At 60.0% G+C, this 22,256-nt stretch carries 26 protein-coding genes and 1 pseudogene; 16 read left to right on the plus strand and 11 right to left on the minus strand.

Going from position 1 to position 22,256, the window contains the following annotated elements:
• The first annotated feature begins 10 nt into the window (after window positions 1-10).
• Both ACA046_RS25100 and ACA046_RS25105 read left to right on the plus strand, forming a co-directional pair.
• Window positions 11-769 (plus strand): SDR family NAD(P)-dependent oxidoreductase, encoded by a 759-nt coding sequence (locus tag ACA046_RS25100; RefSeq protein ID WP_497675191.1) that lies wholly within the window; start codon window positions 11-13, stop codon window positions 767-769.
• 57 nt (window positions 770-826) lie between these two features.
• The gene (locus ACA046_RS25105; RefSeq protein ID WP_497675192.1) at window positions 827-1,735 is read left to right on the plus strand and encodes a LysR family transcriptional regulator; all 909 of its coding nucleotides are present in this window, start codon (window positions 827-829) and stop codon (window positions 1,733-1,735) included.
• A gap of 141 nt (window positions 1,736-1,876) precedes the next feature.
• Here the strand turns inward: ACA046_RS25105 and ACA046_RS25110 are convergent, their stop codons facing one another.
• Window positions 1,877-2,320 carry a multidrug/biocide efflux PACE transporter gene (locus ACA046_RS25110; protein WP_497675193.1) on the minus strand — a complete coding sequence of 148 codons (444 nt, stop codon included), beginning with the start codon at window positions 2,318-2,320 and terminating at the stop codon, window positions 1,877-1,879.
• Between the two features lie 89 nt (window positions 2,321-2,409).
• Here ACA046_RS25110 and ACA046_RS25115 point away from each other — a divergent pair, with 89 nt between their 5' ends.
• On the plus strand, window positions 2,410-3,264 hold the full coding sequence (locus ACA046_RS25115) for a LysR family transcriptional regulator (protein ID WP_497675194.1): 855 nt from the start codon (window positions 2,410-2,412) through the stop codon (window positions 3,262-3,264).
• Between the two features lie 137 nt (window positions 3,265-3,401).
• On the opposite strand, the gene ACA046_RS25120 is transcribed toward ACA046_RS25115, so the two are convergent.
• A complete protein-coding gene (locus tag ACA046_RS25120) occupies window positions 3,402-4,244 on the minus strand; it encodes a LysR family transcriptional regulator (protein WP_076015777.1) in 843 nt (280 codons plus the stop codon).
• A 111-nt stretch (window positions 4,245-4,355) separates the two neighbouring features.
• Between ACA046_RS25120 and ACA046_RS25125 the strand changes: the two genes are divergently transcribed.
• Window positions 4,356-5,081 (plus strand): SDR family oxidoreductase, encoded by a 726-nt coding sequence (locus ACA046_RS25125; RefSeq protein ID WP_497675195.1) that lies wholly within the window; start codon window positions 4,356-4,358, stop codon window positions 5,079-5,081.
• 138 nt (window positions 5,082-5,219) lie between these two features.
• Here ACA046_RS25125 and ACA046_RS25130 read toward each other — a convergent pair whose 3' ends face one another.
• From ACA046_RS25130 to ACA046_RS25145, 4 genes are read right to left on the minus strand one after another with little or no spacing between them, the layout of a single operon-like run.
• Window positions 5,220-6,446 (minus strand): RNA polymerase sigma factor, encoded by a 1,227-nt coding sequence (locus tag ACA046_RS25130; protein ID WP_497675196.1) that lies wholly within the window; start codon window positions 6,444-6,446, stop codon window positions 5,220-5,222.
• Complete coding sequence (locus ACA046_RS25135) at window positions 6,443-6,925, minus strand: SRPBCC family protein (RefSeq protein WP_497675197.1); 483 nt, start codon at window positions 6,923-6,925, stop codon at window positions 6,443-6,445. The genes ACA046_RS25130 and ACA046_RS25135 overlap by 4 nt, the downstream gene beginning before the upstream one ends.
• A 30-nt stretch (window positions 6,926-6,955) precedes the next feature.
• Entirely contained in the window at window positions 6,956-7,300 is a 345-nt protein-coding gene (locus ACA046_RS25140) for a YciI family protein (RefSeq protein ID WP_076015823.1), read from the minus strand.
• Between the two features lie 42 nt (window positions 7,301-7,342).
• Window positions 7,343-7,762, minus strand: a complete 420-nt coding sequence (locus ACA046_RS25145; RefSeq protein WP_497675198.1) for a YybH family protein — start codon at window positions 7,760-7,762, stop codon at window positions 7,343-7,345.
• Between the two features lie 146 nt (window positions 7,763-7,908).
• Between ACA046_RS25145 and ACA046_RS25150 the strand changes: the two genes are divergently transcribed.
• Genes ACA046_RS25150 through ACA046_RS25165 form a run of 4 tightly spaced genes read left to right on the plus strand, consistent with a single transcriptional unit; the run spans window position 7,909 to window position 10,561 of the window.
• The gene (locus ACA046_RS25150; protein WP_497675199.1) at window positions 7,909-8,409 is read left to right on the plus strand and encodes a GNAT family N-acetyltransferase; all 501 of its coding nucleotides are present in this window, start codon (window positions 7,909-7,911) and stop codon (window positions 8,407-8,409) included.
• 58 nt (window positions 8,410-8,467) lie between these two features.
• Complete coding sequence (locus ACA046_RS25155) at window positions 8,468-8,722, plus strand: helix-turn-helix domain-containing protein (protein ID WP_076015826.1); 255 nt, start codon at window positions 8,468-8,470, stop codon at window positions 8,720-8,722.
• The gene (locus tag ACA046_RS25160; protein WP_497675200.1) at window positions 8,715-9,923 is read left to right on the plus strand and encodes a type II toxin-antitoxin system HipA family toxin; all 1,209 of its coding nucleotides are present in this window, start codon (window positions 8,715-8,717) and stop codon (window positions 9,921-9,923) included. Before ACA046_RS25155 ends, ACA046_RS25160 begins: the two co-directional genes overlap by 8 nt.
• Window positions 9,924-9,955: 32 nt before the next feature.
• Window positions 9,956-10,561, plus strand: coding sequence for a pyridoxamine 5'-phosphate oxidase family protein (locus tag ACA046_RS25165; protein ID WP_497675201.1), 606 nt, complete (start codon window positions 9,956-9,958; stop codon window positions 10,559-10,561).
• 46 nt (window positions 10,562-10,607) lie between these two features.
• On the opposite strand, the gene ACA046_RS25170 is transcribed toward ACA046_RS25165, so the two are convergent.
• On the minus strand, window positions 10,608-11,093 hold the full coding sequence (locus tag ACA046_RS25170) for a GyrI-like domain-containing protein (protein ID WP_459023205.1): 486 nt from the start codon (window positions 11,091-11,093) through the stop codon (window positions 10,608-10,610).
• A 196-nt stretch (window positions 11,094-11,289) separates the two neighbouring features.
• Between ACA046_RS25170 and alaC the strand changes: the two genes are divergently transcribed.
• Complete coding sequence (alaC, locus tag ACA046_RS25175) at window positions 11,290-12,507, plus strand: alanine transaminase (protein WP_076015830.1); 1,218 nt, start codon at window positions 11,290-11,292, stop codon at window positions 12,505-12,507.
• Between the two features lie 121 nt (window positions 12,508-12,628).
• Here the strand turns inward: alaC and ACA046_RS25180 are convergent, their stop codons facing one another.
• Complete coding sequence (locus ACA046_RS25180) at window positions 12,629-13,984, minus strand: GntP family permease (RefSeq protein ID WP_076015831.1); 1,356 nt, start codon at window positions 13,982-13,984, stop codon at window positions 12,629-12,631.
• An 84-nt stretch (window positions 13,985-14,068) separates the two neighbouring features.
• Window positions 14,069-14,602, minus strand: coding sequence for a gluconokinase (locus tag ACA046_RS25185; RefSeq protein ID WP_459023208.1), 534 nt, complete (start codon window positions 14,600-14,602; stop codon window positions 14,069-14,071).
• Window positions 14,603-14,814: 212 nt separating this feature from the next.
• Here ACA046_RS25185 and gntR point away from each other — a divergent pair, with 212 nt between their 5' ends.
• From gntR to ACA046_RS25220, 7 genes are all read left to right on the plus strand, one after another.
• Window positions 14,815-15,846, plus strand: a complete 1,032-nt coding sequence (gene gntR / locus ACA046_RS25190; protein ID WP_459029395.1) for an HTH-type transcriptional regulator GntR — start codon at window positions 14,815-14,817, stop codon at window positions 15,844-15,846.
• 342 nt (window positions 15,847-16,188) lie between these two features.
• Window positions 16,189-16,425 carry a DUF6124 family protein gene (locus ACA046_RS25195; protein ID WP_459023210.1) on the plus strand — a complete coding sequence of 79 codons (237 nt, stop codon included), beginning with the start codon at window positions 16,189-16,191 and terminating at the stop codon, window positions 16,423-16,425.
• 206 nt (window positions 16,426-16,631) lie between these two features.
• Window positions 16,632-17,036 (plus strand): hypothetical protein, encoded by a 405-nt coding sequence (locus tag ACA046_RS25200; RefSeq protein ID WP_497675202.1) that lies wholly within the window; start codon window positions 16,632-16,634, stop codon window positions 17,034-17,036.
• Between the two features lie 167 nt (window positions 17,037-17,203).
• The gene (locus ACA046_RS25205) at window positions 17,204-17,836 is read left to right on the plus strand and encodes a glutathione S-transferase family protein (RefSeq protein WP_459023213.1); all 633 of its coding nucleotides are present in this window, start codon (window positions 17,204-17,206) and stop codon (window positions 17,834-17,836) included.
• Window positions 17,837-17,852: 16 nt separating this feature from the next.
• Window positions 17,853-18,590, plus strand: coding sequence for an NAD-dependent epimerase/dehydratase family protein (locus ACA046_RS25210; protein ID WP_177054573.1), 738 nt, complete (start codon window positions 17,853-17,855; stop codon window positions 18,588-18,590).
• Between the two features lie 11 nt (window positions 18,591-18,601).
• Window positions 18,602-20,011: an MFS transporter gene (locus ACA046_RS25215; RefSeq protein ID WP_177025691.1), complete on the plus strand. Its 1,410-nt coding sequence runs from the start codon at window positions 18,602-18,604 to the stop codon at window positions 20,009-20,011.
• Between the two features lie 135 nt (window positions 20,012-20,146).
• On the plus strand, window positions 20,147-20,653 hold the full coding sequence (locus tag ACA046_RS25220) for a hypothetical protein (protein WP_076015837.1): 507 nt from the start codon (window positions 20,147-20,149) through the stop codon (window positions 20,651-20,653).
• A gap of 214 nt (window positions 20,654-20,867) precedes the next feature.
• On the opposite strand, the gene ACA046_RS25225 is transcribed toward ACA046_RS25220, so the two are convergent.
• Together ACA046_RS25225 and ACA046_RS25230 are read right to left on the minus strand one after the other, a co-directional pair.
• Entirely contained in the window at window positions 20,868-21,440 is a 573-nt protein-coding gene (locus tag ACA046_RS25225; RefSeq protein WP_371131994.1) for a methyl-accepting chemotaxis protein, read from the minus strand.
• An 18-nt stretch (window positions 21,441-21,458) separates the two neighbouring features.
• Window positions 21,459-22,187 (minus strand): annotated as a pseudogene (locus ACA046_RS25230) (PAS domain-containing protein); the annotation flags it as partial.
• Window positions 22,188-22,256 lie beyond the last annotated feature (69 nt).

Here is a 22,256-nt window from a genome sequence, read left to right on the forward strand (position 1 = left end):
GGACTCCACCATGACCCGTAAAATCGCACTGATCACCGGCGCCAGCCGCGGCCTGGGCAAAAGCGCTGCGCTGCACCTGGCGGCGCAAGGCGTCGACATCATCTGCACGTACCACAGCGCGGCGGACGAAGCCCAGGCCGTGGTCGCCCAAGTCGAAGCGCTGGGCGGCAAAGCGGCGATGCTGCAACTGGACGTCAGCCAAAGCTCCACCTTCGATGCATTCACCGCCCAGGTAGGCACGGTGTTGAAGGACGTGTTCGGCCAGACGCACTTCAACTTCCTGATCAACAACGCCGGGATTGGCGCCCACGCCAGCTTCGCCGAAACCACCGAAGCGCAGTTTGACCAACTGGTGGCGATCCACTTCAAGGGCCCGTTTTTCCTGACCCAGAAACTGCTGCCGCTGATCAGCGACGGTGGCCGCATCATCAATATCTCCAGCGGCCTGGCGCGCTTCAGCCTGCCGGGTTACTCGGCCTACGCCTCGATGAAAGGCGCGGTGGAAGTGCTGACCCGCTACCAGGCCAAGGAGCTGGGTGCCCGCGGGATTACCGTCAACACCCTGGCCCCCGGCGCGATTGCCACCGACTTCAGCGGCGGCGCGGTGCGCGACAATCCGGACGTGAACGCGATGGTCGCCAACAACACCGCACTCGGTCGCGCCGGCCTACCGGATGACATTGGCGGGGCGATTTCCACCTTGCTGGCCGATGGCAGCAACTGGATCACCGGGCAGCGCGTCGAGGCGTCGGGCGGGATGTTTCTGTAACGCGCTTAGATTCTCCGCTAGCATCAATGCTTTCGGATAACTGACAGGCAATCACCCATGAGTTTTGACCCAGGACTGGCCGGCGGCATGGGCGTACTGGCTGCCGTGGTCGACAGCGGCAGTTTTGCCCGCGCCGCCGACAGCCTGGAAATGACGCCTTCGGGGGTCAGCCGGGCCATTTCACGGCTGGAAAAACGCCTGGGGATTCGCCTCTTCGACCGCACCACTCGCTCGGTGCAATTGACCGACGAAGGCCGGCGTTTCTACCAGGAAATCGCCCCGCTGCTGGCCGGCCTGGAAGAAGCCGCCAGCTCGGCGGCAGACAGCGCCCTGACCGTACGTGGGCGGTTGCGGGTGAACATCGACCCGTACTTCTCGCGGCTGGTGCTGGGGCCGGTGCTCGGTGAATTCATGAGCCAGTACCCGCAGTTGCAGTTAGACCTGCACACGCGGGATCAACTCGGGGACCTCGTGGCGGATGGCTTTGACTTGGCCATCCGTTTTGGGATTCCGCAATCGTCCTCGTTGATCGCCCGCAAGTTGATGGAAGTGCGGGTGCTCACGTTGGCGTCGCCGACTTATCTTGAGCGCCATGGCCGCCCCAGTCATCCATTGGACCTGGAAGACGGCCAGCACGTGTGCATCGACTTTCGCGACTCCCAGACCGGCCGGCCATTTGGCTGGGAATTCCACCGGCCCGGCGAACAGATCAGCGTCGCCACCAGCGGGCGGCTGGTGGTGAACGATGCCGGGACCTTGTACAGCGTTTGCGAACACGGCCATGCAGTGGCGCAAATGCTCGACCTCGGGCTAACACCAGCGCTCGAATCGGGCGCGTTGGTCGAGCTGTTTCCCGACTGGCCCGATGAACGCTTCCCGTTGTATGCCTTCTACCCGTCGCGACATTTGCCGGCGGCCAAGGTGCGGGCGTTCCTCGATTTTGTCAGCGCGTTAAAACTCACCTGACTTCCCCCGTAGCAGCTGTCGAGCCTTGGCGAGGCTGCGTAGGCCGCGCCGCCGATCCCGATGGCTGGCTCGGAACCGAGTCGCTCCCGACGCAGCTTGCCTAGGCTCGACAGCGGCTACTCAAGTTGTTGGCCGGGATTTCTAGGCGAGTTGTTTCGCCTCGCGTTTTTGCATGACCCGGTCCCGCACTGCGTCATACGCCCAGTGATACACATAGGTGTACGGCAGGAAAAACAGCAGCACGCCGATGTCGAGGATAAACGCCTGCATCAGGCTGATGTTCAGCCACCAGGCAATCAACGGTACGCAGATCGCCACCAGGCCGCCTTCAAACATCAACGCGTGCAAAACGCGGGTCCACACCCCGCCGGACAGTTGCAGGCGCGCCTTGAGACGGTCGAACAGGCCGTTGAAAATCACGTTCCAGGCCAGTGCCATAAGGCTGATGGCCAAGGTCACCATGCCCATCTCCAGCGCCGGTTTATACATGATCCACGCCAGCAGCGGCGTACAGATCAACAAAGCCAGGCCTTCAAAACCAATGGCCTGCCAAACGCGTTCAGTAATCGACTTGGTGGGTGTCATGACCCGGTCTCCGTGAGTGACGATGGTTGCCATCATTACCCTTTGAATCGATACTTCATAACCAATAACCATCGATCAAGGCGATAGTCATGGCTTCCCATGAAGTGCTTCAAGCGTTTGTGCAGGCGGCGACCCAAGGTTCGTTTTCAGCGGCGGCGCGCAAGCTGGGCAAGAGCCAGTCCACCGTCAGCGCGGCGGTGGCCAGCCTGGAGATTGACCTGGACGTGGTGCTGTTTGATCGCAGCAGCCGCAAGCCCACGCTGACCCCGGCCGGGCATGTGCTGTTGCAACGCGCCGAGCAGGTGCTGGAAGCCAGCAGCCGCCTGGAGTTGGCGGCCAGCCAGTTGTCCCAGGGGTTGGAGCCGAAGCTGAGTATCGCCATGTCCGATACGTACCAGTCGGACCGTTTCGAAACCGCCCTCAGCGCCTTCGAACAGCGCTACCCGGACCTGGAGCTGGAATGCCTGATCGCAGAATGCGAGGACTTGATCGCCCTGGTGCAAAGCGGCCGGGCGCAGATTGCGTTTATCGAGAAGCAGGACGTATACCCGCCGGACCTCACCAGTACCGCCGTGGAAGAGCGCACGGAAATCGCGCTGTTTGTCGCGCCCAAACATCCGCTGGCGAACCTCAAGGACATCGATCAGCAAACCCTGGAGCAACACCGCGAACTGCGCCTGGCGAGCATCATCAACCCGAATGAAACCCGGGGCCTGGGGCGTGTGTGGTCGGCGCCCAGTTACCTGATGCTGATGGAAATGGCGCAACTGGGCTTTGGCTGGGCGCCGCTGCCGCGCTGGCTGGTGGAGCGCTTTGGCGGCGACCACCTGTGTGAAATCAAGGCCCGGAGCTGGCCGCGCTCGGTGGCGGTGGATGCGTTGTGGTCACGCCAGCATCCGCCCGGCCCGGCAGGCAGTTGGTTGCTGGGCAAGATGCTGGAGTAACGCCGGAACACAATATTCGGAACAATGAAGATCAAATGTGGGAGCTGGCTTGCCTGCGATAGCGGTGTGTCAGTCACCACCGCTATCGCAGGCAAGCCAGCTCCCACATTGAGTTTGCGGTGCATTCAAAGGCGCAGTCAGGCTGCTTCTATCTGTGGCGGGCGGTTGTTCTGGAAATACTCATGCAGCGCCCGCAACGCCGGCAACTCCAGCGCCTGGGCAGCAAAGCACAAGCCCACCCGGCGCGTCGGTGCCGGCAGGTGCCAGGGGCGAATCACCACCCCGGCCCGTTCCGCCGCCAGCGACTGCGGCAACATCGCCACGCCCACACCGGCGGCCACCATGTGCAAGGCCTGGGTCAACGAACCGGCGTGCCCGGCCACCGCCTGGGGTGAGCGGCCGTACAAGGCCATCAGCCGCTGGTGCGAGTCATGCTGCGGGCAAGTGATCCAGTCTTCGATCGGCGCCCACGCCTGCTCTTTTCCACCTGCCGCCATCGGGTGTGCCACCGGCAGCGCCATCACGTAGGACTCTTCCCAAAGCGGCAGGAACAATTCGTCCTCGCAGCACATTTCCTCCACGGCCAGGCGCCCTTCTCCTTCACAGCCTTCCTGCAAGGTCAGCAGCAAGCCGGGTAAGCCTTGGTGCGCCATGCGCAGGAAAGTTTCGATCTGGCTGTCGGCAATATCGCCTTCCACCCCCAGTTCCAGGGCGATGCGGTTTTCGCGTCCGCGAAACAACCGGCTCAACGCATCGGCCTCGGCCACCATGCGCCGCGCTTGCGGGTACAGCACACGCGCCTCGTCACTGACCTCAACCCCGCGAGGCTGGCGCAGAAACAGCGCCACGCCCAACTCTTCTTCCAGTTGCTTGATGGTCACCGACAGCGTCGGCTGGCTGACGAACAGGCGCTGCGCGGCGGCAGTGATATTGCGCTCTTCGAACACCGCGAGAAACGCTTTGAGATGACGCACATCCATAGCTAATACCGATGACAGGAAGAGGAATAAGGCATTTTTCAGCCACTCAAGGGCTAAATATACTGCGACCCACGTTCAGTTATTTGTTTTTCTTATTTCAGGAGTTCAATCATGAGCAAGCCATTGATCATCATCACCGGCGCCAGTTCGGGCATTGGCGAAGCCACCGCGCGCTTGCTGTCGGCCGCCGGCCACCCGCTGCTGCTGTTGGCCCGCCGCATCGACCGGCTGAATGCGCTGGAGTTGCCGAACACCTTGAGTCGCGGTGTCGACATCACCGACCGCGCTGCGCTGGTGGCGGCGGTGAAAGAAGCCGAAGCGCAATTCGGCCCGGCCGATGCACTGATCAACAATGCCGGCGTAATGCTGCTGGGCAGCGTCAGCGACCAGGACCCGGCGCAGTGGGAGCAGATGCTCGACGTCAACGTGAAAGGCTTGCTGAACGGCATTCATGCAGTGGCTGGCAGCATGGTCGAGCGCAAGGGCGGCACGATCATCAACGTCAGCTCGGTGGCCGGACGCAAGACCTTCCCTAACCACGTTGCGTATGTGGGCACCAAGTTTGCCGTGCACGGGATTTCGGAGAACCTGCGGGAAGAAATGTCGCCGCACAATGTGCGCGTGATCACCATTGCGCCGGGCGCGGTGGAAACCGAACTGCTGAGCCACACCACCGATGAGGCCATCAAGACCGGCTACCAGGCATGGAAACAGGACATGGGCGGCACGGTATTGAGCGCGGATGACGTGGCTTCGGCGATTGACTATGCCTACCAGCAGCCGCAGCATGTGTGCATTCGCGAGATCGTGTTGGCGGCGACGCGTCAGCAGCCGTAATTCGCTCTACCAGACAACATTGAACAAATGTGGGAGCGGGCTTGCTCGCGAATGCGGTGGATCAGTCACTGAAATGTTGGCTGACACACCGCATTCGCGAGCAAGCCCGCTCCCACATTTAGATCTCCAGCGCCTGCACTATTTGAGTTCGGCCAAACGCCGCTCGATAAAGCGCTTTTCCGGTTCTTGCTGGGTCAACGCCAGCGCCCGCTTAAACGCCCGCCGCGCCTCCTCAACCCGTCCCAGCCGCCGACAAAGCTCGCCCCGTGCCGAGTGCGCCAGGTGATAGTCGACCAACTCCCCCCGCGCCAAAATCCCATCCACCAACTGCAACCCCGCCAATGCTCCATCGCGCATCGCAACGGCCACCGCGCGATTCAGCTCGATCACCGGCGACGGTACCGCCCCGAGCAACACGTCATACAGCCCGACAATCTGCGGCCAGTCGGTCTCGTCAGCGCTCGCCGCCTCGGCATGCACCGCCGCAATCGCTGCCTGCAGGCTGTAGGGCCCGTAGCGGCGTGTGGTCAGGGATTTCTCTACCAGGGCACATCCTTCAGCTATCAGCGAAGCGTCCCACAGCGAACGGTCCTGCTCATCCAGCAACACCAATTCACCGCCGGCCGAGGTGCGTGCCGGGCGCCGGGATTCGTGGAGCAACATCAGCGCCAGCAAGCCCATCACTTCTGGCTCCGGCAACAACTCCATCAGCAATCGCCCCAGGCGAATCGCTTCGCGGGTCAGGTCGTCACGGGTCAAGCCGGCGCCCGTGGACGCCGAATAGCCTTCGTTGAACACCAGGTAAATCACTCGCAGCACACTGTCCAGGCGCTCGGGCAACTCTGCCAGGGACGGCACTTGATAGGGGATTTTTGCTTCGCGAATCTTGCTCTTGGCCCGCACGATGCGCTGGGCGATGGTGGCCGGTGTGGCGAGGAACGCCCGGGCGATTTCCTCGGTGGTGAGGTCGCAGATCTCACGCAAGGTCAGCGCCGCCTGGGCATCCGCCGCCAGTGCCGGGTGGCAACAGGTAAAGATCAGGCGCAGGCGGTCGTCTTCCACGTCTTCAGCGCTCCAGTCGGCTTCTTCCAATTCATCAGCCTGAGCCAGCAACTGGTTCTGGTGCGCGGCAAACCGGGCCTGGCGGCGCAAACGGTCGATGGCCTTGAAGCGCCCGGTGGAGACGAGCCAGGCCCGGGGATTGTCGGGCACACCGTCTTGCTCCCAACGCTCGACCGCGACGAAGAACGCCTCGTGCAAGGCTTCTTCAGCGAGGTCGAAATCGCCGAGCAGGCGAATCAGGGTCGCCAGGATGCGCCGCGATTCGCTGCGATAAACCGCTTCGACCCGGGCCTGCACCGTCAATCGTGCAGACCTTCGGTCACCAGCGTCACCAGCCGATCGAGGCTCTGGCCCCAGCCCTCGTGAAAGCCCACGGCTTCGTGGGCCTGCTTGGTTTCGGCGCTCCAGTGCATGGCACGGGCGGTGTAGAGGGTTTTGCCGTCGACGTCTTCAAAGGTGACTTCGGCGGTCATGAATGGCTGGCCCGAAGGGATCCAGCCGGGGGTGAACGCATCGGTAAACACCAGCCGACTGGGCGCGGTGATTTCGAGAAAAACGCCCTGGGTCGGGTACTCGCTGCCGTCGGGCGCGCGCATCAGGGTGCGAAATTGCCCACCGACCCACAGGTCCATTTCGCACTCGGGGGTGGTCATGCCGTGTGGGCCCCACCATTGCTGCAACAAGGCAGGCTCGGTCCAGGCACGGAATACGCGACTGCGAGGTGCGTCGATCAAGCGACTGATGGACAGTTCAAATTCGGCGGGCTTGGGTTGATTGCTCATGGGTAAACCTCCTGGATTTTATTGTTGTGATCAGAGATTCAATTCACGCACAGGGCGCACTTCCACACTGCCGACCCGGGCGGCCGGAATGCCACCGGCCACCTGGATCGCTTCATTCAGGTCCTTGGCCTCGATCAGGTAAAACCCGGCGAGTTGCTCCTTGGTTTCGGCAAACGGCCCATCGGTGATCGACAGCTTGCCGTTGCGCATGCGCACGGTGGTGGCGGTGGTCACCGACTCCAGCGGCTCGGCGGCGAGCATCCGCCCGCTGGCCTGCACAGACTCGGCATAGGCAAAGCACTCCGGGTCCTTGGGACTGTCGGGCGAATCGTGCAACACCTGTTCGTTGCTATAGATCAGGCAGAGGTATTTCATGGGATTCTCCGTTTTCGGACAACTGACTATAGTTCGCCGCGATCAAGGTTTCAGGTCGAACAGACCGGCGCCGGTTTCCATGTCGAATGGTGTCGACCAATGCTCATGCACCACTTTCCACTCGCCGCCAATGCGCTGGTAGCCGGCGCTGACGCGCATCCAGCAGGTCTTGAGTACGCCGTCGGGCCCGGTGCCACCACAGTGCGCGAGCCAGTGGGCAAAGGCGCTGCTATCGGCGGCGACGATATGCATTTCATGGAAGTCAAAAACCCCGGGGCCCGGGCAGAACTCCATGCACGCCTTCCAGTGCGCCTGATAGGCGGCCTTGCCCTTGAACTGCAGGGCGCTAACGGCGTCGAACGCGACAATATCGTCGGCGTAAAAGCTGACAATCTTCTCGACATCCTTGGCGGTGACGGCCTGTTTCCATTGTGCGATCAAGCTGCTGATTGCGGTGCTCATGGCGATACTCCTTGCGGGAAAAATCACTGAAGACACCCTTAGTCGACTGGGATATCGGCCAATCGACAGTCCCGCAAAAAATAATTGCGATGACCGCAAACCCGCTAGAATCCGCGCTTCTTTGTAGGATTTCGGATGCTACGCCGATGGAAACCCGCCTCGTCGCCTATCAGACGTTGACTGCCCTGCAACAACAGCAACTCAACGCCCTTGAAGTGCACCCCGAACAACTGGGTTTTTCCGGCGATATCTACTGTGCACTGAACACCCTGTTGGTCAATCCGAATCCCGGCGTGGCGGGTTTTGCGTTACTCGCCGACGGGATTCCCGTCGCGTTCCTGCTGCTCAAACGCCCGCCGTGCCTGCCCCACTGGGCGGATGAGCACAGCGCGACGCTGCATGCGTTGCAAGTTGACCGCCATCAGCAGGGCCAAGGGTTTGGCAAAGCCTGCCTGCACGCCCTGCCCGCCGCTGCACGCCTGGTCTGGCCGCAGATCAAGGCCTTGGAGCTGTCGGTGGACACCGACAATGTGGCGGCGATGGGGCTGTATTTGCAGCAGGGCTGGGTGGACAGTGGGGAGGCGTATAAGGGGCGGATTGGGTATGAGCGCCGGTTGGCGTGGGTGTTTGGTGCCGAGGCACCTTGACAATGCCGAAATGTAACGTATACATAACTTTTCAATATAAATGTAATGGTTACGAGACATGGACTCTTCCGTCATCACCCAGAGAATCGGCAGCCAAGTGCGCACCATGCGGCTCAACCGAGGCTATAAACAAGCGGAATTGGCGCGTTTGGCGGGCGTAACTCGGCAAAAACTGATTGAAATCGAGCAAGGCAGCCCAACGGTCTCCATGAATGCCTACGCTCGAGTGATTGCCGCCTTGGGCAGTGAAATAAAATTGGTACCTGCCACCATGCCAACGCTGGAAGAAGTGGAGGACTTGTTCAATGAATAGCCCGAAGCTTCAAGTTCATACCCCTCAAGGCGCCAGCGGCAGCGTATTCACCAGTGCAGGCGACTATCTTTTCCGCTACGGCGATAACGCACTACCACCCAGCGCACTCAGCCTGGTAATGCCCGTTCGCGCAGATGAATACCGCCGACGAGAGCTACATCCGATATTCCAGATGAACCTGCCAGAAGGGTTTGTGCTGGAGCAGCTTCGCAATCGCCTTGCCAAGACAGTGAAGGTAGACCCGATGTTGCTGCTGGCATTGTCTGGCAGCAGTGCGCCTATCGGTCGCATCTTCGTTTCCTCGGACCAAGTCAATGAGCTGATTCAGCGCAACGGCGCTCCGTCGACGGGAGAAAACCTGGACGAAATTCTCGCCTGGGACGGGGCGGAAGATCTTTTTGCTGACCTGGTAGATCGCTACATCCTGCGAGCAGGAATTTCCGGTGTTCAGCCCAAGGTGCTGGTGCCGGAAAAGCCACAAACCCCAGAGCAGAAATTCACTTCAAAAACCAATGATCTGATCATCAAAAGTGGGCGCGACGAATTTCCGGGATTGGCCATCAACGAATACCTGTGCATGTCCATTGCCAGAGATGCAGGCATACCCGTACCGCCGTTTTACCTGTCGCAGAATCATAAGCTTTTCATCATGCGGCGCTTTGATCGGGATGAGCAGGCCAACCCCTTGGGCTTCGAAGACATGACCACGCTGATGGGCCTGTCTGCAGAACAGAAATACGGCAAGAGCTACAACATGATCGCCAAAGCCGTACGCGTTTACTGTTCGATTGAGCATCAACGCAGTTCTCTCGACCAACTGTTCGACAGCGTGGCCTTGAGTTGCATAGTGGGCAATGGCGATGCCCATCTGAAGAATTTCGGCCTGCTGTATAGCGACCCGATCAAGAGCGATGCCAGGCTTGCACCGGCTTACGACATTGCCAATACCACCGCCTACATTCCCGAGGACGCTCTGGCTCTCGACCTGGCCGGCAATAAATCTTTCTTTGCCTCACGTCTGGGTATCCTGGAGTTTGCTGGAATCTGTGAGGTGGAGAAACCCGAGGAGCGAATCCGGGCACTGCTCCAAACCCTTGACGTTGTTCTCAAGCGTGAAGACGATTACTGCCGACAAGCCCCTAATGTTGCACAAGCTATACGGCAATCGGCGCAAGGCTATCAGCGCAGCTTCGGTGGCTGACACATCACCTGACCGATCGATAAGGAGTCCCAATGCTCACCACGCTGGAACAACTCGAAACCCTCTACGGCCTCCCCCACGAACGGGCCGTGCGTAAGGAAATCCCGTTTCTCAACGAGGATTACCAAGCCATGGTCCGCGCGTCACCCTTGGTGGTGGTGAGTTCGTCCGGCCCGGACGGCATCGATGGTTCGCCCCGTGGGGACGTGCCGGGTTTTGTACGAATCATTGATGAACGCACGTTGGCTATTCCCGATCGGCCGGGGAATAACCGCCTCGATACCCTGCGCAATTTGGTGATGGACCCGCGTATAGCGTTGCTGTTCATCATCCCGGGCATTGGCGAGACATTGCGGGTCAACGGCCGCGCACAGATTTCCATCGAGCCCGAGTTGCTGGAGAGCTTTGCGGTGAATGGCAAAGCGGCCCGCTCGGTGATTCTGGTGCAGGTGGAGTCAGCGTATTTCCATTGCTCCAAAGCCTTTGTGCGTTCCGATTGCTGGAACCCGGAAAAGCATCTGGACCGCTCGGCACTGCCCAGCGCCGGGGCGTTTCACAAGCGCTTGAATGACGGGGCGTTCGACGCCCAAGCCTATGACCGCGAGATGCCGGAGCGGGTCAAGGCCACGTTGTATTGAGAGGCTGTTGCAGGAGCGAACGTGCTCGCTCCTGCCAGTGGCGCGGTCAGGCGGATTCGGCGTTGATAGGGATCCAGATTTCCACGGAGCCCGTGCCTTTACCTACATCGAAATCGGCGCTGTAGCGCTCAAAATCGGCCCCGACCACTTTGTACCCGGAGCCCGGCAGCCACTCGAACATGATCCGTTCATAGGTCTGCGCCAGTGCCTGCACCGGGCCGTAGTGTGGGAACACCGCATAGCGATGGGCCGGGATTTCAATCGACTGGAAGTTGCTCGGCACATCGCCCTTGGTCGGCACCTCGACGCCCGCCAGGTAGTCGAATTCATCGTGTTTGGCGTTGTAGCACACGCCATAGGTCACGCCGCCGACGCGTTTCTTGATCTCTTGGAAGCAGCTGTCGAACAGCTCCCATAACTTGGGAATATCGCCAATCGTGGCCTTTGAATAACGCCCTTGCACACCTGCGATCACCAGGGCCTTGCCCTCTTCCATGCGCGGCTGTAACGGCAGTTTTGTCTGTTGATCCATCTGAACAGTCTCCTTCTTATGAGGGAACAAACCCGCGTCGAGTATAGGGGCATATCCCCGTCGCACTCCAAACAGAAATTTTTCCCACAGCATCTGGACAATTGGCCATCATCGACCGTATTGTCTGCCCCGCAGGCCACCGCAGTGGCCGACGTCGCTCGGACGGTTCCGGGCGCTTACGTATTTCGAGGCAACAATGGCCGACCAAGGTTCGCCGCGCCGCTTTGCGCGCATAGATCGACTCCCCCCTTACGTGTTCAATATCACTGCCGAGCTGAAGATGGCTGCGCGTCGGCGCGGCGAAGACATCATCGACTTGAGCATGGGTAACCCTGACGGCGCCACTCCACCGCACATCGTGGAAAAAATGGTCACCGTCGCCCAGCGCGAAGACACCCACGGTTACTCCACTTCCAAAGGCATTCCACGGCTGCGCCGGGCGATTTCGCGCTGGTACAAAGACCGCTATGAAGTGGACATCGACCCGGAAACCGAAGCCATCGTGACCATCGGTTCCAAGGAAGGCCTGGCGCATTTGATGCTGGCCACCCTGGACCAGGGCGACACGGTGCTGGTGCCCAACCCCAGCTACCCGATTCACATCTACGGTGCCGTGATTGCCGGCGCCCAAGTGCGTTCGGTGCCGCTGATTCCGGGCGTGGATTTCTTCGCGGAACTGGAACGCGCGATTCGCGGCTCGATTCCCAAGCCGAAAATGATGATCCTCGGCTTCCCGTCCAACCCGACCGCGCAGTGCGTGGAGCTGGACTTCTTCGAACGGGTGATCGCCCTGGCCAAGCAGTACGACGTGCTGGTGGTGCATGACCTGGCCTACGCCGACATCGTCTACGACGGCTGGAAAGCCCCTTCGATCATGCAAGTGCCGGGCGCCAAGGATATTGCGGTGGAGTTTTTCACCCTGTCCAAGAGTTACAACATGGCCGGCTGGCGCATTGGTTTCATGGTGGGCAACCCGGAACTGGTCAACGCCCTGGCGCGGATCAAGAGTTACCACGACTACGGCACCTTCACCCCGCTGCAAGTGGCGGCGATTGCTGCGCTGGAAGGCGATCAGCAGTGCGTGAAAGACATTGCCGAGCAGTACCGCCAGCGCCGTAACGTGCTGGTGAAGGGCCTGCATGAGCTGGGCTGGATGGTCGAGAATCCGAAGGCGTCGATGTACGTCTGGGCGAAAATTCCCGAGGCGTATGCCGCGATGGGGTCGCTGGAGTTTGCCAAGAAGCTGCTGCTTGAGGCGAAGGTGTGTGTGTCGCCGGGGATTGGCTTTGGTGAGTATGGCGATGATCACGTGCGCTTTGCGCTGATCGAAAACCAGGACCGGATTCGCCAGGCGGTGCGGGGCATCCGGGCGATGTTCCGGGCGGATGGGCTGGTCAAGAAAGCTGACGCCTGACCCGATCTAACGGTAAAAACCCAATCAATGTGGGAGCTGGCTTGCCTGCGATAACGGTGTTGAATTCACCAGCGCCATCGCAGGCAAGCCAGCTCCCACATTTTGTTTTGCGGTGTTCCTGTTAGACCACCAACGACAGCAACATGATAAAGCCCAACGCCACCACCGACAGGATGGTCTCCATCGCCGTCCAGGTCTTGAACGTCTCGGCCACGGTCATATTGAAGTACTGCTTCACCAGCCAGAACCCCGCATCGTTGACGTGAGACAACACCAGCGAGCCCGCCCCCGTCGCCAATACCAGCAACTCGCGGTTCACCCCCGGAATCATCCCCACCACCGGCACCACAATGCCCGCGCCGGTAATGGTCGCCACCGTCGCAGAACCGGTAGCCACACGAATCACCGCCGCCACCAGCCAGGCCAGCAGGATCGGGTTGATCTGCGCAGTCACCGCCATATGGCCGATCACGTCACCTACGCCGCTGGTCACCAGCATCTGCTTGAAACCACCACCGGCGCCGATGATCAGGATGATCGCTGCGGTTGGCGCCAGGCTGGCGTCGAGCAGCTTGAGGATTTTCTGGGAACCGATGCCCTGGCGACGGCCAAAGGTGTACAGCGACAGCAGCAAGGCCAGCAGCAAGGCGGTGATCGGGTGACCGATCATGTCCATCCAGTTGCGGATTACGTGCCCGTCCGGCAGGGCGACGTCGGCGAAGGTCTTCAGCAGCATCAGGAACACCGGCAGCAGCACGGTGATCAGGGTGATGCTGAAGCTCGGCAGGGTCTTGGATTCCGGTTGCTCACTGGCCAGTTGGTCCACCAGTTCCTGGGACGGATTGCCCGGGATGTACTTGGCGATAAACGAACCGTAGAGCGGGCCGGCGATGATCGCCGTAGGCAGCGCGACAATCAGGCCGTAGAGAATGGTCTTGCCGATGTCAGCCCCAAACACGCCAATTGCCAGCAACGGGCCCGGGTGCGGAGGCACCAGGCCGTGCACCGCCGAGAGGCCGGCCAGCAGCGGGATGCCGATCTTGATCAGTGACACGCCAGTACGGCGCGCGACGATAAACACCAGCGGGATCAGCAATACAAAACCGATTTCGAAGAACAGCGGAATGCCCACCAGGAACGCGGCGAACATCATTGCCCACTGCACTTTCTCCTTGCCGAAGGCCCGCACCAGGGTTTGCGCGATCTGATCGGCACCGCCGGAGTCGGCCATCATCTTGCCGAGCATCGTACCCAGCGCAAGGATAATCCCGACAAAGCCGAGCACCCCGCCGAAGCCGTCCTGGAAGGCCTTGATGATCTTGTCCACGGGCATGCCCGAGGTCAGGCCGAGAAAGCCTGCCGCGATGATCAGCGCAATGAACGGGTGGACTTTGAACCGGGTGATCAACACGATCAGGCCGATGATGGTCACCACTGCGTCTAGCAGCAGGTAGGTATCGTGGGACAAGCCAAACATGGGGGTCTCTCCTGTTTGTTGTTGTTATTAAAGCCGGTAAAAAATTCAATGCAGGCGGACAGCGCTATCTTGTCCGGCAAAAAATTATTGGGTTGGTTCAAAGCCGTGTTTCAGCCACCAGGCGTTGGTTTGCTCGGCGAGGTCTTCAACGCTGTCTTCACTGGCGTTGAGGGCCAGGGTCAACGGCTCGCCCACCGGGGATTCAAGGGTGGCGAACTGGCTATCGATCAGGCTGGCCGGCATGAAATGGCCGGGGCGGTGAGACACACGGTCGGCGGCGACTTCGCGGGTCAGCTCCAGAAATACAAACCCCAGGCCCGGCGCGGCTTCGCGCAGGTGGTCGCGGTATTTCTTCTTCAGGGCCGAACAGGTGAGCACGGGATGCTCGCCGGCTTTGAGGGAGCGGCGCAGTTCATCGCACAGGATGTCGAGCCAGCCGGCGCGGTCGTCGTCGTTAAGGGGATGGCCGGCGCTCATCTTTTCGATGTTCGCGGCGGGGTGAAAGCTGTCGCCTTCGATGGCGGTGGCGCCGTTCAGCAGGCACAGGGCCTCGCTGACGCTGGACTTGCCACAGCCGGAAACACCCATGATCACGAGGGCAGTAACAGGTTGACTCATGAAACACCTCAGGACGCAGATAGCGCTACCTTTGCACGCTGTAAGGCTAGTGCAAAAACAGGCTTTTCCCGCGCCGTCTTGTCATTTTTATGGAGTGACGCGTGCATCCTCTCCAAAGGCTTGAGTCGGAACAGGCATCCCAACGTTCAAGGATTTGCAGGGTCTTGGAGACAGCGCTACCTTAGTGCCTCGATTTTTGTTTGGCAAGCCGCCTGATGACTCCCAAGAACGATAAAAATACCCGCACCACGGGCCGCCCTACCCTCAATGAAGTAGCCCGCCTGGCTGGCGTCAGCCCGATTACCGCCTCCCGGGCCTTGCGCGGCATCAGCACCGTGGCCACCGAACTGGTGGAAAAAGTGCAAAAAGCCGCTGCCGAACTGAGCTACGTGGTCAACCCGGCCGCCCGTGCCCTGGCGTCGGCCCAGAGCCAGTCGGTGGTGGTGTTGGTGCCGTCGCTGTCCAACCTGCTGTTTATCGAAACCCTCGAAGCCATCCACCAGGTGCTGCGGCCCAAGGGCTTTGAAGTACTGATCGGCAACACCCACTATTCCCGCGATGAAGAAGAAGACCTGCTGCGCAACTACATGGCCTACCAGCCACGGGGTTTGCTGCTGACCGGGTTTGACCGTACGGAAAGTGCCCGGCGCATGGTCGAATCGAGCAACGTGCCGTGTGTGTACATGATGGATTTGGACCCGAATGCTGGCCTGAACTGCGTAGGATTTTCGCAGTTGAACGCAGGGGAAACGGCGGCGGCGCATTTGATCTCACGGGGGCGCAAGCGGTTGGCCTACATTGGCGCTCAGTTGGACCAGCGTACGTTGTTGCGCGGTGAAGGCTTTCGCCGGGCGTTGCAGCAGGCGGGGTTGTATGACCCGGCACTGGAAGTGCTGACGCCACGGCCATCGTCGCTGGGCCTGGGTGGTGAGTTGTTCCTGCAGTTGCTGGCCAGCCATCCGGATGTGGACGCGATCTTCTTTGGTAATGACGACCTGGCTCAAGGCGCGTTACTGGAAGCGTTGCGCCATGGGATCAAGGTGCCGGAGCAGATTTCGGTGCTGGGCTTTAACGACCTGCCGTCTTCCTCGTTCATGGTGCCGCGCTTGAGCAGTATCAGTACGCCGCGTGAAGCCATTGGCCGGCGGGCGGCGGAGCATTTGTTGACGGTGATGGCCGGCAACAAGATCGCTCGGCCGGTGGTGGACATGGGGTTTGAGTTGAAGGTGCGCGAGAGTACCTAGGCGGTAGCTGTAGGAAGTGGCTGGTGTTGATGGCAGCGCCTTGCTCCGTTGCCTACAGGTACGTCAGAATCCGCCGGCTTGTGCGCCTGGGTAGGGCTCTCTAAGGTTGCCCGGTCGCTGAATTTCTCGGTGATCGGGTTTAGTAGCCTGAGCAGCCCCATACAAATGTGCATGAGCTTCATCTGTCGGACTTACCTGTCTGTGCTTGATGGTGGCTGTGCGCAGGGCGCCCTTGTGGCGCGCCGGGTTTCTGTGTGGGTCTACCGGTCTACTAACCTGCGTGCAGCCGCCACCCTTTCGTTTAGTAGCGATCAGGTGGTGGCCCCGTTAGAGATCCTACCTATGTTCAAAGCAACGCCAAATCCCCCTACCTTATTCACCGTCACCCCCGACGCCAGCAGCGAAAGCCTGATCGCCAACAGCTACGAGACGTTTTCCTCGGTCAGTACGTTATTGCTCGACCTGTCTGATGAACTCACCGGCAAAGACCGCGACACCGCATTGGCGATTCACCAGTTGAGTGAGTTGGGCGTATTGCTGATGGGCAAGCTGATGGATCAGGAATCACCCTGTTCTTGAATGTTCAGTACGCTGATCGTTCCCTAACGTGGGAACGATCAAAAAAAATACTCGATTAGCGCAAAAAAAACTTCACGTTACCCCTCGAAATGACAAATAACTACTGTGACTTCTAACAGTAGACAAACCCGCGAGGCAGTCATTTAATCGGCTCGCTACTCTTATTTAAAGTTAGCTCTCTTCCAAGTCAAAGGAGGCCGTTAAACATGACCACTCACAAACGCAATAAGTCAAAAGGGACTTTTACCGTAACTAAGTCCGTACATGGACCGCTCACCTTCACCAATGCTTTCTTGCGCGAAAGAACTGCAGATACGCTTCTCGTTGGGGCTCGTATCTTTTTAAACGATGAAGAAACCCTGCAGATTACTTTAGGCCTACCGACCGTGAACGGCGAGAGTTCTGGTGACCTCGGCCCCGTACCCGAAAGAGTGCCTTTCGCTTACTTCGACCATTATAAAAAGGACGAACACATCTATTATGACGCCGAGAAGGGCAAGTTCAAAATAACGCTTATAAAGCAAGTCGAGCATGTTACCGGAGAGTTCCACTTCGTTTCTCAAGAGGTTAAATTCGAGGGTGAATTCAACGTATATTATTTCGAGCTATGAAGTCGAGCCTATGTACGGGCTCCAGCAGTCGGCGCCCGTACGCTCCCATAGGGTTCAGTTTTCCAACGGTCTATACATTTACAAACCTGCCCGTCCAACGACTCGCCGCAGCCCTCTGCCCCTGCTAAATTGCCCACCTGCCTTCTCACCCTCGCAAGGAAAGCACCATGGGCCATTCGCTGAAAATCCTCGGTCGCACCTCTTCCATCAACGTGCGAAAAGTCCTGTGGACCTGCCAGGAACTGGGCATCCCCTACGACCGCGAAGACTGGGGCATCGGCTTCGCCTCAACCCAGTCCCCCGAATTCCTGGCCCTGAACCCCAACGCCCAAGTCCCGGTACTCATCGACGACAACGGCGTGCTCTGGGAATCCAACACCATCTGCCGCTACCTCGTGGGCCTGCACCAACGTCACGACCTGCTGCCCGTCGAGCCGGCAGCCCGTGCCAGAGTCGAGCAATGGATAGACTGGCAAGCCATCGAACTCAACCGTTCCTGGGGTGATGCTTTCACCGCGCTGGTACGCAACAACCCCGACAACCTGGACGCACAAGCCATCGCCGTCGCGGTAAAGGCATGGAACGACAAGATGGGCCTGCTGGAACAACAGCTGGCAAAAACCAACGCCTACGTAGCCGGTAACGAGTTCACACTCGCCGACATCCTGATCGGCCTGTCGGTGCACCGCTGGCGGATTACGCCCATGGAGCGTCCGTCCTACCCAGCTGTCAGCGCTTACTACGAAACACTCAGCCAACACCCCGGCTTCCAGACGTTCGCCCTCGCCGGCCACAACTAAAAACAAGGACTCCACAATGAACGGACTCAACGTACTACTCACCGGCGCCTGCGGCCGCATTGGCAAGACGTTTTTCGAAGCCTCGAAAGACCGCTACCGCTTCACCCTCACCGACCGCATCGAGCCGGACTTCGCCCTCGGCGAACACCGTTTCATACACGCCGACCTGAGCGATAAAACCGCCCTCGCCGCCCTGCTCGACGGGATTGACGTGATCGTGCACCTGTCGGGCATCCCCCACGCCAGCGCCACCTTCGACGAGTTACTGCCCAACAACATCCTGGCCACCACTTACCTGTTCGAAGCCGCCGTGGCCGCCGGTGTAAAACGTCTGGTGTTCGCCAGCAGCGCCCAGACCATCGAAGGCTACCCGGTAGACCGGCAGATCACGCCGGGCATGCCTGTATTGCCCGCCAACCTGTACGGCGTGAGCAAATGCTACGGCGAAGCCCTCTGCGGCTTTTACGCCGCAAAAACCCCGCTCTCCACCATCGCCCTGCGTATTGGTGCGTTCGAATTCCCCGAAACCCACGACTTGAACAACGCCCGCGACCTCAGCGCCTGGCTCAGCCCGCGAGACGCCGTGCAGTTGCTGCAACGCTCGGTGGAAACCATCGGGGTGAAACACCTGATCGCCCACGGTATTTCCAACAACCGCTTCAAACGCCTGGACCTCAGCGAAACAACCCGTGTGCTGGGTTACCAACCGGTGGATGATGCGTTCCAGGAATTCGAGATCCCGATCACTTATTGAGTCTTCTGCCCATGTCTTTCCCTTCTACCGCAGACGGCATCGACCCGATCCGCGCCGCGCACATCAGCGCGCGCATTGATCGCCTGCCCGCCGTCGCCACCGTCTGGCGCCTGGTGGCGCTGCTGTCGATTGGCGGTTTTTTCGAGCTATACGACCTGTTCCAGACCGCCTACATCAGCCCCGGGTTGATCAGCGACGGGATTTTCCACACCGGCAGCCAGGGCGTATTCGGCTTCTCCGATCAAGCGGCCTTTGCCTCGGCGACCTTCCTCGGTCTGTTCCTCGGCGCCAGCCTGCTCAGCCCGATTGCCGACCGCTACGGGCGCCGGGCGATCTTCACCTTTGCGTTGATCTGGTACACCGTCGCCACCGTGCTGATGGGCATCCAGACCTCTGCCCTCGGCATCATCTGCATGCGCTTCCTGGTGGGCATCGGCCTGGGGATCGAACTGGTAACCATCGACGCCTACCTCTCGGAACTGGTGCCCAAGCGCATGCGCAGTTCGGCGTTTGCCTTTGCGTTTTTCATCCAATTCCTGTCGGTGCCGGCGGTGGCCTTGATGTCGTGGTGGCTGGTGCCGCAAGCGCCGTTCGGGATCTCGGGCTGGCGCTGGGTGGTGCTGAGCAGTGCGGTGTTTGCGCTGTTTATCTGGCAACTGCGCAAGCGCCTGCCGGAGTCACCGCGCTGGCTCGCGCAAAAAGGCCGCTTCGACGAGGCAGGGCAGATCATGGACAGCCTCGAAGCACGTTGCCAGAAGGACCACGGCAAGCCACTGGATGAACCGGAACCTGAAGCCGTCAGCGTGCAGGGCCAAGGGCGCTTTGCCGACATCTGGCAACCGCCGTACCGGCGCCGGGCGTTGATGCTGATTGTGTTTCATGTGTTCCAGGCCATCGGCTTTTTCGGTTTCGGCAATTGGCTGCCGGCGCTGCTCTCGGGCCAGGGCGTGAGCGTCACTCACAGCCTGGGCTATGCCTTCATCATCACCCTCGCCTACCCGCTGGGGCCGCTGCTGTTTGTGAAGGTGGCGAACCGTTTTGAAAACAAATGGCAGATTGTCGGCTCGGCCCTGGGGGCGGTGATCTTCGGCAGTTTGTTCGCGCTGCAAACCACCGCCGTGGGGCTGGTGATCTGCGGGGTGATGATCACCTTCTGCAACGCCTGGCTGAGTTTCAGCTATCACTCCTACCAGAGCGAACTGTTCCCCACCAATATCCGCGCCCGGGCGGTGGGTTTCTGCTATTCGTTCAGCCGGTTGTCGACGGTGTTCAGCAGCTTGTTGATCGGCGTGATTCTCGAACACCTCGGCACGCCGGGCGTGTTGGCGTTTATCGCCAGCAGCATGTTGATCGTGATGATCACCATCAGTTGGTTCGGCCCGCGCACCCGCAACCTGGCGCTGGAGAACATTGCCCACTAGCGGCAAACCCTGGCCGTCGGCACGCCAACGCTTGCCGACGGTGGCGGCCCAAAGCCCGGTAAACACGGGGCCTTGCCACTGGGCACGCTAATTGCTCCTCCTGTGGCACCGCCCACATCCACAGGTGTCCTGATCATGCTGATCAACAACAATCCCCAGGCTCAGTCGACGATCCAACGCATCAAGCGCGCAGACATGGACCCGGCCAACGCCGCAGCCAGCGCGCTATACAGCGGTGCCGCGCAAAACGCGCAGGGCGTCGCCGGCGTGTCCACCACCCAGGCCGCCGCCGACGCCACGGCTGACAACATCGATGCGGCCTTCGCCAAGACCCGCGTGCAGTTGCAGGCCACCACCGCGACCACGTCGACCACCGATGTGCCCAAGACCGACTCCACCTCATCGGCCCGCAGTGACTTCACCGACTACATGAAGAAAAGCCCGGCCGAGCGCATCCGCGAGCAACTGCTCAAGGAACAGGGTTTGACCGAGGAAGATGTGAAGAACATGCCGCAGGAAAAGCAGGACGCCATTTCCAAGGAAGTCGCCGCACGCCTGAAGGACCAGCAGGCGCAGCAGGTAGCGGCGAAAACTGCTGACCCGCAGGCGCAGACCGTGAAAGAAACCCTGGCTGCGATTTAAGCGCTGACAATACAAACCCTGTGGCGAAGGGCTTTCCTGTGGTGAGGGGGCTTGTCCCCCGTTGGGCTGCGCAGCAGCCCTAATCCGGTCGCCGCGTTCCTTCTGATGGAATGAGGTGGCCGCTTTTGGGGCTGCTGCGCAGCCCAACGGGGGACAAGCCCCCTCACCACAAAAGCTCCCTCGCCACAGGTCATGTGTCAGTCATGAATACCGGTTACTGCAGTTGAAGTGTCGAGTTGAACTGACTGATCGCATCCACCACATGCCGCGACCCTTCCTGAATTTCCAGGATCACCTGCCCTGCTTCATTCGCCAACTCCACCCCAAGCCCCGTGCGGCTCAAGCTCGACTGCATGCTCGACACCGCGCTGATCGACAGGTCGTGGTTCTTGCGCACCACATCCACAATCTCGATCGTCGCCTGGCTGGTACGTGCGGCAAGGCTGCGCACCTCATCGGCCACCACCGCAAACCCGCGCCCGTGTTCACCCGCCCGGGCCGCTTCGATCGCGGCGTTGAGCGCCAGCAGGTTGGTCTGGTCTGCGATGCCGCGGATGGTCTGGACGATGCTGCCGATGATGTCCGACTGCTTGCTCACCGCGTCGATACTCACGGCGGCCTCGTTAAGGTCACGGGAAATTTCTTCGATGATCTGCACGGTCTGCTGCACCACTTCCGAACCCTTGCGGGCGCAGGCGTCGTTCTGCACCGAGGTGGCGTGGGCCGAGTCGGCAGCGGTGCGCAAGGTGGTGACCTGGTCGGTGATGTCACTGGCGAATTTCACCACTTTGTACAGGCGCCCGCTGGCATCGAAGATCGGGTTGTAGGAGGCTTCCAGGAACAGCGTTTGGCCGAATTTGTCTTTGCGCTCAAACCGGTGAGAGTGATATTCGCCGCGATTGAGCGAGGCCCAAAATGCCTTGTAGGCAGGCGAATCGGTCTCACCGCGGTGACAAAACATACTGTGGTGCTGGCCAACGATTTCACCGAGGGAATACTTCACTGTCTTCAGGAAGTTGTCGTTGGCATTCAGGATCTGGCCTTGCGGAGTGAATTCGATCACCGCCATGGAACGGCCGATGGCGTCGATCAGGCTCTGGTTTTCATGCTCGTGATGGATTCGCGCCGAGATATCCGAGGCGACCTTGATCACGCTCTGTACCTGGTTATCGGCACCGAGCACCGGCATGTAACTGGCCTCCAGCCACACTTCCTGGCCATGTTTATTCAACCGCATGAACGTGCCGCTGAGGGGCTCGCCCCGCGCCAGGTCGCGCCAGAGTTTGGCGTAGGCATCGGTGTGGGTGTAGGCCTCTTCGCAGAAAATCCGGTGATGCTTGCCGCGAATTTCGTCGGCACTGTAGCCCATGGTCTTGCAGAAGTTTTCATTGGCATCCAGCACGATGCCGTTGCGGTCAAACTCGATCATTGCCATGGAACGGCTGATGGCGGCCAATTTAGCCTTGGCTTCGGTGAGGGCACAGGAGAAACGTTCGATTTCCAGCAGGTCGGATTTGTGTTGGCGGTTGAACATGGCGGATCACCCTTTATTTTCCCGACGCCCACGCGGGCGCATTCCATTCACGGTTTGAATCTTGACCAC

Source organism: Pseudomonas sp. LBUM1641 (assembly GCF_059716235.1).